General features: G+C 69.3%; 14 protein-coding genes. 2 read left to right on the forward strand and 12 right to left on the reverse strand.

What is annotated here, in order from left to right; translation table 11 throughout:
- Window positions 1-134 precede the first annotated feature (134 nt).
- Window positions 135-1094, forward strand: coding sequence for an alpha/beta hydrolase (locus RWK90_RS07395; RefSeq protein ID WP_314036338.1), 960 nt, complete (start codon window positions 135-137; stop codon window positions 1092-1094).
- Here RWK90_RS07395 and RWK90_RS07400 read toward each other — a convergent pair.
- The 11 genes from RWK90_RS07400 to RWK90_RS07450 all read right to left on the reverse strand — a co-directional run bounded on the left by RWK90_RS07400 (window position 1084) and on the right by RWK90_RS07450 (window position 13326).
- Window positions 1084-2361: an FAD-dependent oxidoreductase gene (locus tag RWK90_RS07400; RefSeq protein WP_314036340.1), complete on the reverse strand. Its 1278-nt coding sequence runs from the start codon at window positions 2359-2361 to the stop codon at window positions 1084-1086. The genes RWK90_RS07395 and RWK90_RS07400 overlap by 11 nt on opposite strands.
- 2 nt (window positions 2362-2363) lie before the next feature.
- Window positions 2364-2684, reverse strand: coding sequence for a 2Fe-2S iron-sulfur cluster-binding protein (locus tag RWK90_RS07405; protein ID WP_314036341.1), 321 nt, complete (start codon window positions 2682-2684; stop codon window positions 2364-2366).
- An 8-nt stretch (window positions 2685-2692) separates the two neighbouring features.
- A complete protein-coding gene (locus RWK90_RS07410) occupies window positions 2693-3928 on the reverse strand; it encodes a cytochrome P450 (protein WP_314036343.1) in 1236 nt (411 codons plus the stop codon).
- Between the two features lie 31 nt (window positions 3929-3959).
- Window positions 3960-4865 (reverse strand): SDR family NAD(P)-dependent oxidoreductase, encoded by a 906-nt coding sequence (locus tag RWK90_RS07415; protein WP_314036345.1) that lies wholly within the window; start codon window positions 4863-4865, stop codon window positions 3960-3962.
- Window positions 4866-4915: 50 nt separating this feature from the next.
- Window positions 4916-5866, reverse strand: a complete 951-nt coding sequence (locus RWK90_RS07420; protein WP_314036347.1) for an SMP-30/gluconolactonase/LRE family protein — start codon at window positions 5864-5866, stop codon at window positions 4916-4918.
- 178 nt (window positions 5867-6044) lie between these two features.
- Window positions 6045-7649, reverse strand: a complete 1605-nt coding sequence (locus RWK90_RS07425) for an ABC transporter substrate-binding protein (protein ID WP_314036349.1) — start codon at window positions 7647-7649, stop codon at window positions 6045-6047.
- Between the two features lie 50 nt (window positions 7650-7699).
- Entirely contained in the window at window positions 7700-9304 is a 1605-nt protein-coding gene (locus tag RWK90_RS07430; RefSeq protein ID WP_314036351.1) for an ABC transporter substrate-binding protein, read from the reverse strand.
- Window positions 9305-9317: 13 nt separating this feature from the next.
- Entirely contained in the window at window positions 9318-10382 is a 1065-nt protein-coding gene (locus RWK90_RS07435) for an ABC transporter ATP-binding protein (protein ID WP_314036353.1), read from the reverse strand.
- On the reverse strand, window positions 10379-11494 hold the full coding sequence (locus RWK90_RS07440) for an ABC transporter ATP-binding protein (protein WP_314036355.1): 1116 nt from the start codon (window positions 11492-11494) through the stop codon (window positions 10379-10381). Before RWK90_RS07440 ends, RWK90_RS07435 begins: the two co-directional genes overlap by 4 nt.
- 3 nt (window positions 11495-11497) lie before the next feature.
- On the reverse strand, window positions 11498-12373 hold the full coding sequence (locus RWK90_RS07445) for an ABC transporter permease (protein ID WP_314036357.1): 876 nt from the start codon (window positions 12371-12373) through the stop codon (window positions 11498-11500).
- Between the two features lie 2 nt (window positions 12374-12375).
- A complete protein-coding gene (locus RWK90_RS07450; protein WP_314036359.1) occupies window positions 12376-13326 on the reverse strand; it encodes an ABC transporter permease in 951 nt (316 codons plus the stop codon).
- A 308-nt stretch (window positions 13327-13634) separates the two neighbouring features.
- On the opposite strand from RWK90_RS07450, the gene RWK90_RS07455 reads away from it, so the two are divergent.
- On the forward strand, window positions 13635-14888 hold the full coding sequence (locus RWK90_RS07455; protein WP_314036361.1) for an MFS transporter: 1254 nt from the start codon (window positions 13635-13637) through the stop codon (window positions 14886-14888).
- 22 nt (window positions 14889-14910) lie between these two features.
- On the opposite strand, the gene RWK90_RS07460 is transcribed toward RWK90_RS07455, so the two are convergent.
- Entirely contained in the window at window positions 14911-16113 is a 1203-nt protein-coding gene (locus RWK90_RS07460; RefSeq protein WP_314036363.1) for an NADH:flavin oxidoreductase, read from the reverse strand.
- Window positions 16114-16336: the final 223 nt, after the last annotated feature.

A 16336-nucleotide genomic window follows, 5' to 3' on the forward strand; every position in this document is an offset into this window, starting at 1 on the left:
TGTCGCAGCGGGGACGGCTCCGGAGGGGGTCGTCCCGGGTGGCGGGAGACGAACGTCCACGGCGCGTTTCCCCGCGTAGCGTCTGGTGCCCGGCGCCCCTCGCCGTCCACCCCCGACCCCCACAGGAGCTGTTGATGAACCAGACCCGTCGTACGCCATGGGATCCCGACGTGGAGGAGATCGTCCGCCGTGCGGCGGCCGCGGGTGTGGGGCCGTTGCACCTGCGCGGTGTCGAGGGAGCGCGGGAGGCGCTCGAGTCGATCGTGCGGCCGCCGGGGCCGGAGATGGCCTCGGTGACCGACCACGTGATCGAGGGGCCGCACGGGCCGATCCCGGTCCGCGTCTACCAGCCCGAGGCGGTCTCCGACTCGCCCTCCGCGCCGGCGCTGGTGTGGTTCCACGGCGGGGGGATGATCATGGGTTCCCTGGCATCATTCGACCGCCTCGCCCGCGACGTCGCCGATGCCACGGGCGCGGTGCTCGTCAACGTCGACTACCGCCTCGCCCCGGAGCATCGCTATCCGGTCGCCAACGACGAAGCCTACGCGGCGCTGTGCTGGACCCACGACTCGGCCGACCGGCTCGGGATCGACCCGCGACGCATCGGCGTGGGAGGCGACAGCGCGGGGGGCGGACTGGCCGCGGCGACGGCACTACGTGCACGCGACGAGGGTGGCCCGGCGATCGCGCAGCAGGTGCTGCTCTACCCCGGCCTGGAGCGTCGCCGCGATCGCCCGTCGATGCGGGAGTTCGGGGACAGCCCCTTCCTCACCGCCGCCGACATCGACTGGATGAAGAACCTCTACCTCGGCGAGGACCCGTCGGGCGATGACCAGTACGGCGTTCCCGCGCTGGCGGCCTCCCTCGAGGACCTGCCCGCCGCCGTGATCGCCGTGGGGCACGCCGACCCTCTGCGGGACGGGGTCGAGGAGTACGGGGCCCGGCTGCGAGAGGCCGGGTCCCCCACCGCCCTCCTCCGTTACCCCGGTGTCGGGCACGGCTTCGCGATGCAGGTGGCCTCGGTGGCCCGGGCGCGGGCGGCCGTCGCCGAGGTCGGCGCACTCGTGGCCGCCCGCTTCGCCCTCACCAGCTGAGCTGCGGCCCGGCCAGCGCCTTGCGCAGCGGCACCGCCGGATCGGCGACCGCGTCGGGCGTCGGCCGGGCGCCCCGGGCGAGTGCCGTGCGAAGCGCGACGAAGTCCGCCGGGGCGTTCACGCACTCCGCACCGAGAAAGCCGTTCTCGCCGAAGTAGAGGGCCACCCGGCGACGCGGCTTGTCCGGGTCCTCGCGGACCACGACCTCGCGATGGCCCGCCGAGCGGCCGACGATCTGCAGCTTCCACCCGCCCTGGTCCGACCAGAACCACGGGGTCGGCCGTGTGCTCGGCGCGGCGCCGGTCACCGCGTCGGCGGCGAGTCCTGCCTGTTCCACCGCGTTGTCCACGGACTCGAGTCGGAGCCACTCACCGTCGACGCGCTGGATCGTGCAGTCGCCGATCGCGAGGGTCCGTCCGTCCGAGGTCTGGCACTGTTCGTCCACGCGGATCCCGCCGGCACACTCGAGCCCGAGCTGCTCGGCGAGTTCGGTCCGGGGAGTCACCCCCACGCCCACGAGAACCGTCTCCGCGGGCAGCACCCGCCCGTCCGCGAGGACGACAGCCCGCAGCCCGGCCCCATCGGCCTCGATCCGGTCCGGCACGGCGCCGAGGAGGATCTCGATCCCGGCTGCCCTGTGGCCCCGGGTCAGGAACTCGGCCGTCGAGGCGTCGACCGCGCGGCCCATGAGCCGATCACCGGCCTCGACGACCGTGACCTCCGCGCCGAGGTCACGCGCGGTGGCCGCCACCTCGAGCCCGATGAACCCGCCGCCGATGACGACGACCCGCCCGGGGAGCCGATCCACGAGCCGTCCCGCGTCGGCGATGTCGCGCAGCTCCAGGACATCGGGGTGATAGGCCCCCGGGATCGTGAGGCGTCGCGGCCGGGCGCCGGTCGCGAGCACGACCCGGTCGAACCGCCGCGAGTGCGCCCCCGTCGAACGGCTCCGCCAGTGGCCCACGACGCCGTCGCCGTCGCGCTCGAGGCGCTCGACGACGGCGTCGGTGATCAGTTCGATTCCGTGGTCGTCGTAATGGTCCGGTGCGCGCAGCATCAGGTCCGCCGCGGAGGCCTCGCCGCGGAGCCAGGCCTTGGACAGCGGGGGCCGCTGATAAGGCAGGTGCGGCTCCGCGCCGATCAGCGTGACGGGGCCGCGGTGGCCGCCCTGCCGCACGCGGTCGGCGAACTGCACGGCCGCCTGGCCGGCCCCGACGACGAGAAGTGATTCGAAGAGACGGGGCTGCGCCCCGATCATCGGAGCCATCGTCACACCTGCTCGTCGGGGATCGTCACGTGGAGCTCCATCCCCTCGCGCAGTTCGAGCTGGCACGAGAGCCGGGAGGTGTCCTCACGGTCGCTCGCGGTGCATTCCAGCATGTCGTCCTCGTCCTCTCCGGGTGGGTCGAACAGGTCGTGCTCGGCCGGTGCGAGGTAGACGTGACATGTGGCGCACGACAGGGTGCCACCGCACTGGCCGACGATGCCGGTGACCCCGTTGCGCACCGCGGTGACCATGACCGAATCGCCGACCGTGCCGTCGATGACCACCTGGGTCCCGTCCGGCTTCGCGTAATGAACCTTCGGCATCGGCGCCCCTACCAGGTGACCGGGAGGTCGACGATCGGCTGCGTGAGGTTGTCCGGGTCCACGACCGCTTCACCCGCAAGCTTCAGGCCGGGGAGGCGCCTGAACAGCTCCGAGATCGCGACCTGCAGCTCCATCCGGGCCAGCGGCGCCCCGAGGCAGTGGTGCAGCCCGTAGCTCAGGGTGAGGTGCGGGTTGCCGGAGCGGCGGACGTCGAACTGCTCGCCGGCCTCCACCGCGATGCCGTCGTGGTTGGCCGCGGCCGGGTCGACGAGGACCGCCTCGCCGGCGGCGATGAGCTGGCCGTCGATCTCGACGTCCTCGGTGGCGATGAACGGCACGAGCCCGCCGCCGCCGGTGACCGTCTGTCCGATCCTCATCCGCCCGTGGCGCAGGATCTCCTCGACCGCGGTCGGCGCCACGCCGTCGACATCGGACAGCAGGATCTCCAGCTGCTCGGGTTCACGGAGCAGAGCGAGGGTGCCGGCGCAGATGAAGTTCGCCGTGTTGTCGAACCCGCCGATGATGAGGACCATCGCGATCGGCAGGATCTCGCCGTCGGTGAGCGACTCGTCCTTGTCACGGGCGTTCGCCAGGTCGCTGATCAGGTCCTCCTTGGGATCCTGACGCCGCTGCTCGATCAGTGCCGAGAGGTAGACGAAGAGCTCGGTCATGTTCTCCATGACCTCCTCCTCCGGCATGTTCGCCACGGCCAGGGTGGCCGAGCTCCACTTCTGGAACTTGGGCCGGTCCTCCGGGGGGACGCCGAGGAGGTTGGCGAGCATCTGGATCGGCAACGCGACCGCGTAGTCCTCCACCAGGTTGGCCGGGGCGCCCTTGGCGATCATCTCGTCGATGAGGTGGTTGGCGAACTCGACCGCCGAGTCGCGCATGGCCTTGACGCGCTTGGGCGAGATCGACTTCTGCACCAGCTTGCGGAGCTTGGTGTGCTGCGGCGGATCCTCGAACTGCAGTGTCGACCGCAGGAACTCGGGGAACTCCACGAAGTACGGGACCACGCGTTCGCCGGTGCGGAACGGTTCCCGCACGAACCGCGGATCACCGAGCATCTCCCGGGCAGCGGCGTTGCGGTGGATCACCCAGACGTCGCCGCCGAAGGGCATCGTCATCTTGGTCATGGGGCGGTCGGCCGCGATCGCCGCGTAGCGGCGCGCCGCCTCCGTGGGATCGACGGGACCGAAGGGGTAGGCCGTCTCCGCCGGGGCGGGGGGCACGGATGTACTCACTGTGATTCTCCAGTTCGGACGATGGCGCGGATCAGGACGTGGGGACCTGGGCGAGGGCGATGACCTGCGGGGCCGCCTCGGGCGTGATGGCCATGACCTCGTCGAACCGCTCGGCGACGGACTCGATGGTCAGGCCCGGATCCATGAAGCCGACGGTGTTGACGAGCGCGAGTCGGTTGACGATCCCCCCGGCGACGTTGAAGACCTCCCCGGTGACCTCACAGGACGGGTGCACCAGGTAGGCGGCGACCGGGGAGACGTGCTGCGGCAGGAGCTGGGTGCGCATGTACTCCATCACCTCCGGCGAGAGCGTGTCTGCGGCCGCCTCGGCCATGCGCGTCCCCGCGCCGGGCGCGATGGCATTGACCTTCACCCCGGACGCGAGGCCCTCGAGGGCGAGGTTGCGGGTGAGCCCGAACAGCGCGCCCTTCGACCCGCCGTAGTGGGACATGTCGGGGTTGCCCAGCATGGCCTGCGAGATGGTGTTGACCACGCGCCCGGCCGGGGAGGCGACCAGGTGCGGCCAGGCCGCCCGGGTCAGGCGCATCGGCCCGAGGAAGTGCACGTCCAGGTGCCGCTGGTACTCCTCGTCGGGGACCTGGTCGAACGGCGCCCCGCGGACGATGCCGGCGTTGTTGATCACGGCGTCCAGCTGGCCGTACGAGTCGAGTGCCGCGGTGACGAGGGCGTCGACGCCCTCCTGGGTGGTGATGTCGGACTGGACGGCGACGGCGCGACCGCCGGCGGCGGTGATCGCCTCCGCCACCTCGCTCGCGGGATCGTCGCCGTCGACGCCCGAACCGTCGATGGCGGCACCGAGGTCACCGACGACGACGGCGGCGCCGCGCGAGGCGAGCAGTTCGGCATGCGCGCGGCCGATGCCGCGGCCGGCGCCGGTGATGATGACGACGCGGTCGGAGAAATCCAGAGTGCTCATGTCAGAGGAGTCCTTGCGTTGGGTGGGTCAGGTCAGGTCTGGGGCGGTGCTCAGGGACGGGTGTCGCCGCCGCTGAAGGGCACGTCGGCGACCCAGATGGCCCCCTGGCCCTCGCGCGCGGACTTCTCGAAGTCGAAGACCTCGGTGCCGACCGTGAGGTAGAGCGTGGAGCGATCGGGGCCGCCGAGCAGGCACGCCGAGGCGACGCCCTTCTCGAGCGGGATCTCCACCGCGTGGGTCATTCCGTCCTCGGTGAACCGGGCGACGTGTCCGCTGCCCGGCATGGCCGCCCAGACCCCGCCCTCGGCGTCGAGGCCGATGCCGTCGGGGAGGAACGGGCAGGCGGCGAACGGCCGGGGGTCGGACAACGTCCCGTCCGCGGCCCGGTCCACGACCGTGATCTGGTTGGCCATGACCTCGGCGATGAACACCCGCGTTCCCTCTGCGTTGATCGCGATGCCGTTGCCACAGTTGAGCGGGCCGACCCCCTCCGCGATCCCGGTCGAGCCGTCCGGCTGCACCACGATGAGCGGGGAGGTGACGGGGGTCTCGCCCGCGAACAGGTCAAAGCCGAGCTGCGTGATGTACGCACGCCCGTCGGCGTCCACGACCATGTCGTTGATCGCCTTGAGTGAGTGCTCGGAGACGTCGGCGTAGACCTCTAGGTCATCGGGGGCGCCCCCACCGTGCACCAGCACGAGCTGCTCGTGCATGGAGGTGACGATCAGGCGACCGTCGGGCAGCCAGCCGAAGCCACCGAGGCAGATCGGGACGTCGGTTCCGGCGCGGCGGCCCGTGGCGTCGACCATCACCTCCTGGTTCCCGTCCAGGTCCAGGGTCAGCAGGACGGAGTTGTACATGTCGGTGAACCAGAACCGACCTTCGTGCCACCGCGGGCACTCGGGCCACGAGTAGCCGCTGGCGATGTGGCGAGGGGCGAGGACCTCGGCGCCGGCTGCGGAGATGGCGTCGGCGGTGTCGGAGACCGGGTTGGTGGTCATGTCGGAACCTTTCGATGTGGGTGTGTGCGCCACGCGAATCGTGACGAGCGGACTGCGGATCCAGTGAACTGCGTCACAACGAATGCCTGAAAGTGAGAATAAGATCGAAGAACGCCCCCGCCCGTTCGCGTCCCGCTCAGCGGGCGGATGTTCGGGCGGGGGCGTTACCGGGTAGGCGTCACTCTGCTCGCCAGATCAGCTCCGGCCGGATGTAGTAGTTGTATCCGGGCGCGATTCCGCCGATATCGCCGTTGTGGAACCAGTAGGTCGCCGCCGGCGTCCACGGGAGCGCCGCGACGTCACCGGCATAGGCTCGGATGGCCTCCTTGTACCTCGTCACCTGCTCCTGCGGGTCCGAGGTCGCCCGGGCGAGTTCGATGGCGCGGTCGAACTCGGGGTTCGAGTAGCTCTGATTGTTCTCGCCCCCGTTGGTGTGCATGCGGTCGTAGAGCATCGCCGGATCGAGCGTGACGCCCATGTTGCCGGTGGCACTCTCATAGTCCCCGGCGAGGACGCGGGAGCTGTAACTCGCCGCGTCCAGCTCCAGGACTTCGAGCGTCAGTCCGTCGATCGCGTCGATCTGCGCCTTGAGCATCTGCGCTTCTTCCACCATCTGCGAGACGCCGGCGAGGGAGGTGTACTCCAGGACTACCTCGTCCTGGCCGGTCTCGGCCCGGTACTCGTCGACGAGAGCCTGGGCGCGGGCCGGGTCATGTCCTGGCAGCTCCGCCTCGGGATCGAAGAGCACACTGCCCTCGATCGCGAACGCTCCGGGACCGGGGCCCGCCGAGTAGACCGCCTCGCGGATGGCGTCGGAATCGATGGCGTGGCCGATGGCTTCGCGGATCCTCTGGTCCGTCGCCGGGCCTGCCGCGAGGTTGAATCGCATCCCCGCTCCGATGAGGTTCAGCATGTGGGCTTCCGACTGCCCCGCAGCCTTGAGCTCCTCGACCGTGCGGGGGACACCGGTGGTGTTGATGTCGATGTCCCCCGACTTCAGTGCGTTCGCCCTCTGCTGTTCCTGGGCGATGGTCACGATGACCAACTCGTCGAGGTAGGGGCGCGGAGCGTCCCAATAGTCGTCGTTGCGGACGAAGCGCATCTCGGTGCCCCGGGACCACCGGTCCAGTTCGAACGGTCCGGCACCGACCGGCTCGAGTCCGAAGTCCTGCCCCTTCTCTCGGATGGCGGTCGGCGAGCCGATCATGCCGAGACCCGTGTACAGCAGGGTCGGGAACTGGAAGTTCGGTGCGGGCAAACTCACCTGGAGGGTGCGCTCGTCGACGACCTCCCAGTCCATGGACTGCGCGGTCTGGCGAGCTGCATTGCGGTTGACCGGGTCCTTCGCGCGCTCCCAGTTGAACGCGACCGCCTCCGCGTCCAACGGGGTCCCGTCGGTGAACGTCAGGTCGGGACGAAGCGTAATTGTCCACTCCTTCCCGTCCTCCGACTCGAAGCTCTCCGCCAGCCCGGGGGCGTACTCCAGCGTGCGCGGGTCGAACGTCACGAGGCTCCCGTAGACCGCGGTGCATGCCATCCAACTTTGCGAGAAACCGCAGTTCGCCGAGTCGACGGACACGGGCTCAGTCGAGAACGCATACCGAACGCTTCCGCCGGAACGCGGTTCTCCCTCCGGGGCGGGTCCCGACGTTCCGAACGCCGTGTCGAAGGTCTCCTGGGCGGAGACGTCGCCGGTCGCGGAGACGCCGCCCTGCCCGCAGGACGCGAGGAGAGAGACGACGGCTACCAGCGCGGCGACCCCGGCGGTTCGTGGATGACGCATTCTTAGTTCCTTTTCACGCGGACGGATGTGGATCGGGGCTGGGGCGGGTGTCACTCGGAGCGCCACAGCAGCTCGGGACGGAGGTAGTAGTTGTACCCGGGTGTGATCCCACCGATGTCGCCGTTGTGGAACCAGTAGGTCGTGGCCGGGGTCCACGGCAGGGCGGCCACGTCGCCGACGTAGTGACGCACGGCTTCCTTGTAGTGTTCGACCTGCTCTCCGGGATCGGGTGTGGCCCTGGCACTCTCGATCGCCCGGTCGAAGTCCTCATTCGAATAGCTCTGAGTGTTCTCGCCTCCGTCGGTGTGCATGCGGTCGTAGAACATGGCGGGGTCGAGAGTGACGCCCATGTTCGCCATGCCCGTTTCGTAGTCGCCGGCCAGGCCCCTGGTGCTGTAGGTGGCCGGGTCCAACTCGACGACATCGAGGGATAGCCCCTCGATGGCGTCGATCTGCGCCTTGAGCATCTGGGCCTCCTCCATCATCTGGGAGACACCGGCCATCGTCTGGTACTCGACGACGACCTCCTCGCCGCCGTTCTCCGCGCGGTACTCGTCGATCAGTTCCTGAGCGCGCACCGGGTCGTGCTCAGGGAGCTTCGCGTCCGGGTCGAAGAGCGCACTGTTCTCCACCCCGAAGATCCCGGGCCCCGGATCCGCCGAGTAGACCGCTTCCCTGATGGCTGCGAGATCGACCGCGTGGCCGATGGCCTCGCGGATTCGACGGTCCGTCGTCGGCCCGGAGGCGAAGTTGAACCGCATACCGGCACCGACGAGGGTGGCCATATGGGCTTCCGATCGCCCTGCAGCGATGAGCTCGTCAATGGTGCGCCGCGTCTCCGTGACGTTGATGTCGACGTCCCCGGAGTTCAGCGCGTTGGCGCGTTGTTGCTCCTGCTGGATGGTCACGATGACCAACTCGTCGAGGTAGGGGCGCGGGGCGTCCCAGTAGTCGTCGTTGCGGACGAAGCTCATCTCCGTACCGCGGGACCACCGGTCCAGCTTGAACGGTCCGGCACCGACCGGCTCGAGAGCGAAGTCCTGGCCTTTCTCGCGGATGGCGGTCGGCGAGCCGATCATGCCCAAGCCGGTGTAGAGCAGCGTCTGGAACTGGAAGTTCGGTTCCGGCAGGCTCACCTCGAGGGTGCGCTCATCGACGACCTCCCACTCCATCGACTGCGCGGTCTGGCGAGCGGCATTGCGGTTGACCGGGTCCTTCGCCCGCTCCCAGTTGAACGCGACCGCCTCCGCGTCCAACGGGGTCCCGTCGGTGAACGTCAGGTCGGGACGAAGCGTGATCGTCCACGCCTTCCCGTCCTCCGACTCGACGCTCTCCGCCAACCCGGGGCCGTACTCCAATGTGCGCGGGTCGAATGTCACGAGGCTTCCGTAGACGGCCGTGCAGGCCATCCAGCTCATGGAATACCCGCAGTTGGCGGAGTCGACGGACACCGGCTCCGCCGCATAGGCGAACCGGACCGACCCCCCGGAGCGCGGATCACCTTCGGGCGCGGGACCGGACGTGCCGAACGCCGCGTCGCCGGATTGTTGGGCGGTGGAGTTGTCGGCTCCGGTGGAGCCGCCTTGGCCGCAGGCCGCGACGAGTGAGAGCACGGCGGCGAGGGCCGCGACCCCCTTGAGCTTCGTGTGACGCATCTGGGCGTCCTTTCTAGTGGGCGTTGACGGGGACGGAGGGGGCGCCGAGAGGGGTGGGCGAGCCCGCCCCGACGTCGACGGGGTGATGACAGGCGACCCGGTGGCCGGGCATGAGTTCGCGTAGCGCCGGTACCTCGGTGCGACACCGCTCGGTGGCCAGCGGGCACCGCGGGTGGTAGGTGCAGCCGGGAGGAGGATCGGCGGGCGAGGGGACCTCGCCGATCACGGGGACGTCGATGGGCAGGGCGTCGGGATCGGGGCGGGGAATGGCCGCCATGAGACCGACCGTGTACGGGTGTCGCGGCCGGGCGAAGAGATCGTCCGAGTCCGCCTCCTCGCAGATCGTGCCGAGGTGCATGACCACGACGCGGTCGGAGACGTTCTTGACGACGGCGAGGTCATGCGCGATGAACAGCATCGTCAGCCCCAGCTCCTCACGCAGGTCCGCGAGGATGTTCAGCACCTGGGCCTGGACGGACACGTCGAGGGCGGACACCGGCTCATCGCAGATGAGCAGTTCCGGCCCGGCCGCCAGCGCCCGCGCGATGGAGATCCGTTGGCACTGCCCGCCGGAGAATTCACTCGGTCGGCGGTCACGGGCGACCTCGGGGTCGATACCCACCGCGCGCAGCATGCGATCGACGTGGTCCTCCAGGGAATCGCCCTCGCGGGCTCCGCAAGCGCTCAGCCCATGGATGCGCGGACCCTCGGCGACGATGTCACCGACACGCCGGCGGGGGTTCAGGCTGGAGATGGGGTCCTGGAACACCATCTGGCACCGGCGCCGTACCGCCCTACCCGCCTTACCGCCGCGGGCCCGGGTGATGTCGTCGCCGAAGACCTCGACGGCCCCGGACGTCGCCTCGACCAACCCGACGACCGTCTTCGCGATGGTGGACTTTCCGCACCCGGATTCGCCTACGACGCCCACGGTTGTTCCTGCCGGGACGTCGAGATCGACGCCGTTGACGGCGTGGACCACCCGGCCCCGACCGTCGTTGAACCGGACGGTCAGGTCCCGTATACGGAGGGGCGGCGGGGTCAGCGCGGTCGCGGGCGCCGGCTCGGTCTCTGTCATCGGTCATCTCCTGTCAGCGGGAAGTGGCAGGCCACCAGGTGTTCGTCCGTGCCGGCGACGCGCCGATCGCCGGAGCCCCGGGCCGCTGTCTCCGCGGCGCTCGAGGTGCCCGACACCGGCGCGAGCTCAGGGGCCTCGGTGAGACATCGGTCGGTCGCCCGCGCGCAGCGAGGTGCGAACGCGCATCCGCTCGGCTCGCCGACGACGCGGGGCGGGAGGCCCCCTATCGCCTTGAGGCGGGTGCCGCTCGGGGCTTCCAGACGGGGGATCGACTCGAGGAGCGCGGCCGTGTACGGGTGTGCGAGGTCGTGGAACAACTCCCGCGTGGGCGCGGTCTCCACGATCCGGCCCGCGTACATCACGGCGATCCGATCCGCTCGTCCCGCCACCACGCCCAGATCGTGCGTGACCAGGACCATCGCTGTTCCGAGACGGGACTGCAGATCCGCGAGAAGGTCGAGGATCTGGCGCTGGACTGTGACATCCAGGGCCGTCGTGGGTTCGTCGGCGAAGATCAACCTCGGATCGCAGGCGATAGACAGGGCGATCATGACGCGCTGTCGCATACCGCCGGACATCCGGTGGGGGTAGGTCCGCATGCGGGCTTCCGGGTCCGGGATGCCGACTCGGCGGAGCAGCTCGATCGCCTTCTCCCGAGCCTCCCGGCGGCTCAGGGGGAGATGTCTACGCAGGGTTTCGGTGAGCTGGCCACCTACAGTCATCACCGGGGTCAACGATGTCATCGGATCCTGGAAGATCAGGGACATCTCGTTGCCCCACAGGTCGGAAAGGCCCTTGGGCGGGTTCGGGTGGAGCCGGCGCCCGTCGAACTCGATGACCGACTCCGCGCCGAAACGCGCCGTCTTGGGCAGGAGCCCCATTGCAGCCCTGGCCAGAACGGACTTTCCGGATCCGGACTCTCCGACGATGCCGATCGTCGTCCCCGGGTCGAGATCCAGGTCGATCCCGTCGACTGCGCGCAGGGGCCCTGCGGCGGTGTCGAAGGAGACCCGCAGATCACGGATCCGGAGGATCGGTCGGTCCGTCCCACTCGGCGAGCCAGCGGTTGCCGCCTCTGCGTCCGTCCGGGCTCCGGTGGTCGTCTGCGTCATCATCTAGCGGTCCCCCTTGCCGAAGCGTGCGGCGAGCTCGTCGCCCATCGTGTTGAGCGAGTAGACGGTCAGGAAGAAGAAGAGGCCCGGGATCGCGACGATGTGCGGCGCACGAGCCAGGTCGTTCTGGCCCTGGGCGATCATTCCGCCCCAGCTCGGAGCGGGTGGCGGCACGCCGAGCCCGAGGAAGCTCAGTGAACCCTCGGCGACGACCAGGGTCGCCGCGATGACAAGGGCGAACGACGCGGCGGGGCGGATCACGTTGGGGAGGAGTTCGCGGACGATGATCCGCAGGGTCGAGGCGCCGAGTGTCTGGGCGGCCTGTACGTATTCGCGGGTGGCGTTCGCGATCGTGGCCGCGCGGGCGACCCGCACGAAGCTCGGGGTCCCGACGATGGCGAGGCCGAGCACGAGCATCCTGACGCTGGGCTGAAGTGCGGCCGCCAGAGCGATAAGGAGTATCAACGGGGGGAACGCCAGGATCGTCGAGGTGAGGATGTCCGAGGCCAGATCGGCGCGGCCGCGGCGGTAGCCGGCGATGAGTCCGATGGCTGTGCCGACCACGGCAGCCACGGCGGTCGCGCCGAACGCGACGGACAGGGAGAGCCGCGCGCCGTGGACGACTCTGGAGAGCATGTCGCGACCGAGGGCATCGGTGCCGAGGATCGCCCCGGCCGTTCCTGGTTCGGCTCTGTAGGCGGTACCAACCGCGTCCGGGTCGGCCAGGGGGAGGAGGTCGGCGAACACCGCGGCGGCGAGGACGAGCCCCAGCCAGCACGTGGCGGCGATGGTGATCGCGGTCGGTCGGCGTCGACGCCGCTTCTTCGCGGCCGGGGAGCTGGGGAGGGTGGCGGCCGTTCCGGCCGCTGATTCCGTCATCGTCATGAGCGCACCCTTGGATCGAGGAGTGGATAGGTGAGGTCGACGAGGGTGTTGATGAGCACGTACCCGACGGCGACGAGCAGAACGGCGCCCTGGACGACGAAGATGTCCCGCCCGTTGATCGCGGCGATCAGCGTCTGCCCCATACCGGGCAGTCCGAAGAGCTGCTCGACGATCACGGTCCCGCCGATGAGTTGACCGAGAGACAAACCGAGCACGGTGAGGAGTGCGAACGCCGAGGGACGCAGGGCGTGCCTGACGAGGATTGCCGGCGTCCGTATGCCTCGCGCACGGGCGGCCAGGATGAAATCCTCTCCGATCGTGGCGGCGATGTCACCGCGGAGAATGCGAACGAAGAGCACCGACTGACTCGCCGCGAGCGTCGCGACGGGGAGGACCAGTCGTGAGAAGTGCTCGGCGAATCCGTCGGCGAGCGGAAGCCACCCACTGACAGGGAACGCCTGCAGGGTGACACCGAAGATGAACACCAGAAGCAGACCCAGGAGGAAGTTGGGGATTGCCATGGTGACGGAGACGAGGACCCCACTGACGCGGTCGACGATCCCGCCCGGGCGGTACCCCGCCCACACGGCGATCGGCACGGCCACGAGCAGCGCGCAGATCGTGGACAGGGCCGCGAGTTCCAGTGTCACCGGCAGTCTGGCCATGAGCTCGTCCCATACCGGTACCCGACTGGCGAGCGACCGGCCCAGGTCCCCCGTGAGTGCGCCGCCGAGCCACTCGAAGTACCGGGCGACGACCGGGCCGTCGAGCCCGTACGCGGCCGCGACCGCCGCCCGCTCCTCGTCGGTGGCACCCTCCGGGAGGAGCGTATCGACGGGCTCGCCCTCGGCGATCTCCAAGAGCCCGAAGGTAATAATCGAGACGAGCACGAGGGTGGTCAACAGGACGACGATGCGTCTGACGGGCCCCGCGGACAATCGCAGCAATGCATGCCCCTTACGTAGTGGCGGAAGTCTCTACGAATATTGATCAAGGGCAATCATCTCGCCGTCATGTAATGCAGATCACACCTCGTCCCAGTGAGCGGGAGGCGGGGAGTCCTCCAGCGGCGGGGTCGTCGCTTCTGCCGTGCGCGCGTCAACAACCAGAGACCGACTTGCACCTCATATAGCCAGCCAATGCGCCGCGCCTCGCGAGCCAGCGCAACGCCGACCACCACACCTGGTTAGCCGGGGTTTCCCGTTGTGAGAGACGCACTCTCCGGATGCGCCGACTCTCGTGCCCCAATTGACCCATGCCCCTCCCGCCGTCTCACGCGACCGCCCCGACGACGCCACCGGCTCACCGTGCGGGCACCAGCGCCTACCGCCAGGCCACGCTCGCCCTGTTCGCCGCGGCGATGGCCACCTTCATGACGCTGTATTACGTCCAGGGGTTGCTGCCGGCCCTCGCGGCGGAATTCTCCGTGTCCCCGACCGTGTCCGCGCTCGCGATCTCGGCTACCACTGTCTGCATCGCGACCGCGATCGTGCCGGTCAGCGCGCTGTCCGAACGGTTCGGCCGCGTCCGAGTGATGGTGTGGTCCACCGTGTCGGCCACAGTGGTCGGCCTGGCCCTGCCCTGGAGCCCCACCTTCGAGCTGCTGCTGGGGGGCAGAGCGCTGCAGGGAGTGCTGTGCGCGGGTGTGCCAGCAGCGGCGATGGCCTACCTGGCAGAGGAGATCGAGGGCCACTCGCTCGGCAAGGCCATGGGGCTGTACGTCGCCGGCTCGTCGATCGGCGGCGTCGTCGGCCGTCTGCTCCCCGCGTTGTCCGTGGACTTCGTCAGGTGGGAGTTGGCCTTCCAGTCGGTCACAGTGCTCGCACTTCTGTCCGCGCTGGTATTCGCCTGGAAGGTCCCGCCGTCCGCTCGCTTCACCACTCGCAGGATCAGTCTCGGTTCGACCGTCCGAGAACTGCGCGCCCATTTCCGCGACCCGGTTCTGGTCTCGCTCTTCGGCGTCGGCTTCGTGGTCATGGGCACATTCGTGACCGTCTACAACTACCTGACTTTCCGGCTCCTCGACCCACCGTTCTCGCTCCCGCCGATGGTCGTCGCCCTGGTCTTCACCATGTACCTGACCGGGGCTGCGTCGGCGACACTCGCGGGGCGGAGCTCGGACCGGATCGGGCGTGCCCTGGTCCTGCTGACGTCAGTCTCTCTGATGGCCGGGGGGTTGGTGATCAGCCTCGTCGACTCGCTCGCGGTGCTTCTCGTCGGTGTGGCCCTCTGCACCGTCGGATTCTTCGCCGCGCACTCGGTGGCGAGCGCGTGGGTCGGTGCGCGGGCGGTCCGAAACCGGGCGGGCGCCTCGTCGCTCTATCTCCTCGCGTACTACCTCGGCAGCTCGGTCGTCAGCGTGTTCGGCGGGGCCGCGTTCACCACCGGAGGGTGGGACGGCATGTCGTTGTACCTCGGGGGGTTGCTCGCGGCGGCCATGGTCGCCTCCGCGGTGCTGGGGTTGCGACCAGCCCCGCGCCCCCTCGCCCCGGGACGGAGCGACGACTGACGCGGCCGACGCGGGGCCCGTGTCACCTGTTCTGCGCGAAATCCGGCTCGTAGACGCAGTGGGTCTTGCCGTAGACGGTGAACATGCAGCCGTTGTTGTGGTCGCAACGCCCGGTGATCCCCGGTTCAACGCGCATCCGGCCGACCAGGTCGGGCTCGCGCAGCAGGGCTCGCCCCATGGCGACGAAGTCGAAGCCCTCGTCCAGCCCCGTCTGCATGTGATCGAGGCTGTTGATGCCCCCGAGCAGGATCAGCTTCGTGTTCTTCATGCTCCGCACGAACTGGCGGGCGTCGCCGAGCATGTAGAGGTCGTGGTACTCGTACTCGCCGAGGATCGGCTTTCCGAGCAGCTTCACCCCGGTCTTGAACGGCTCGCTCATCGCGCCCGCGAAACCCTCGATCGGGACGTCGCCGCGGAAGAGGTACATTTGGTGGAAGACGCTCGATCCCTGGGTGAGTTCGAGAGCGTCGAGGTGGCCGTCCGCGTCGAGCATCCGGGCGGACTGCAACGATTCCTCGAGCCGGATCGACCCCTTGATCCCGTCCGTCATGGACAGCTTGGCGAGGATCGCGGCGGAGTCGCCGATCCGCTGCTTCACCGCCTCCGCGATCTCGCGCACGAACCGGGTGCGGTTCTCGATCGAACCCCCGTAGCCGTCCGTGCGCTTGTTGATCCACGGCGACAGGAACGCACTCGGCAGATAGAGGTGCCCGAAGTGCAGCTCGACGGCGTCGAAGCCCGCCTCGACCGCGAGCTCGGCCGCGTCGGCGAACTGCCTCGTTGCCTCGCGAATCTCCTCGACCGAGATACCGCGGGAGAGCTGGAAGGACGTCGGGCTCAGGAACCGGCTCGGGGCCATCGGCCGCTGCCCGGTGATCTTCTTGCTCCCCACGGGCCCGGCGTGTCCGAGCTGGGCCGAGGCCTTGGCGTCGGCCGCGTGCATCGCGTCGGTGAACTCGCGCAGCCCGGGGACGGCGTCGCGGGTCATGAGGATCTGCCCGGGCGCGGAGAACCCCGCGCGGGTGGTCGCGCAGTACGCGAGCGTGGTCATCCCCACCCCGCCGCGGGCGAAGGCCTCATGAAAGGCGATGAGCTCGTCGGTCACCCTCCCCTCCGGAGACCGTCCCTCCGAGGTCGCCGCCTTGATCGTGCGATTACGGAGGGTGACAGGGCCGAGTTGCACCTGCTCGAAGACGGTGCGGCGGTCGACGGTGGATTCGGTCATCACGAGGTCCTTCGAGAAGTGGGACCCGCAGGTGACGCCGGCTCTCGTCCGACCGCCCGGGAGGCGACGTCCTCGAGAACAGCGCGGGTCCAGTGCGTGGGAGGTGCCGATCATGATGCGACACGGCTGTGATGTACGACGATCGTCGTCCCGATGTGTGGGAGCATCGCAGGCCCCGCGCGATCGCCACGGAGTCCTGCCCGCGACGGATCGATCCGGCGTG

The organism is Dietzia sp. CH92, assembly GCF_032248695.1.
Classification (GTDB): Bacteria; Actinomycetota; Actinomycetes; order Mycobacteriales; family Mycobacteriaceae; genus Dietzia.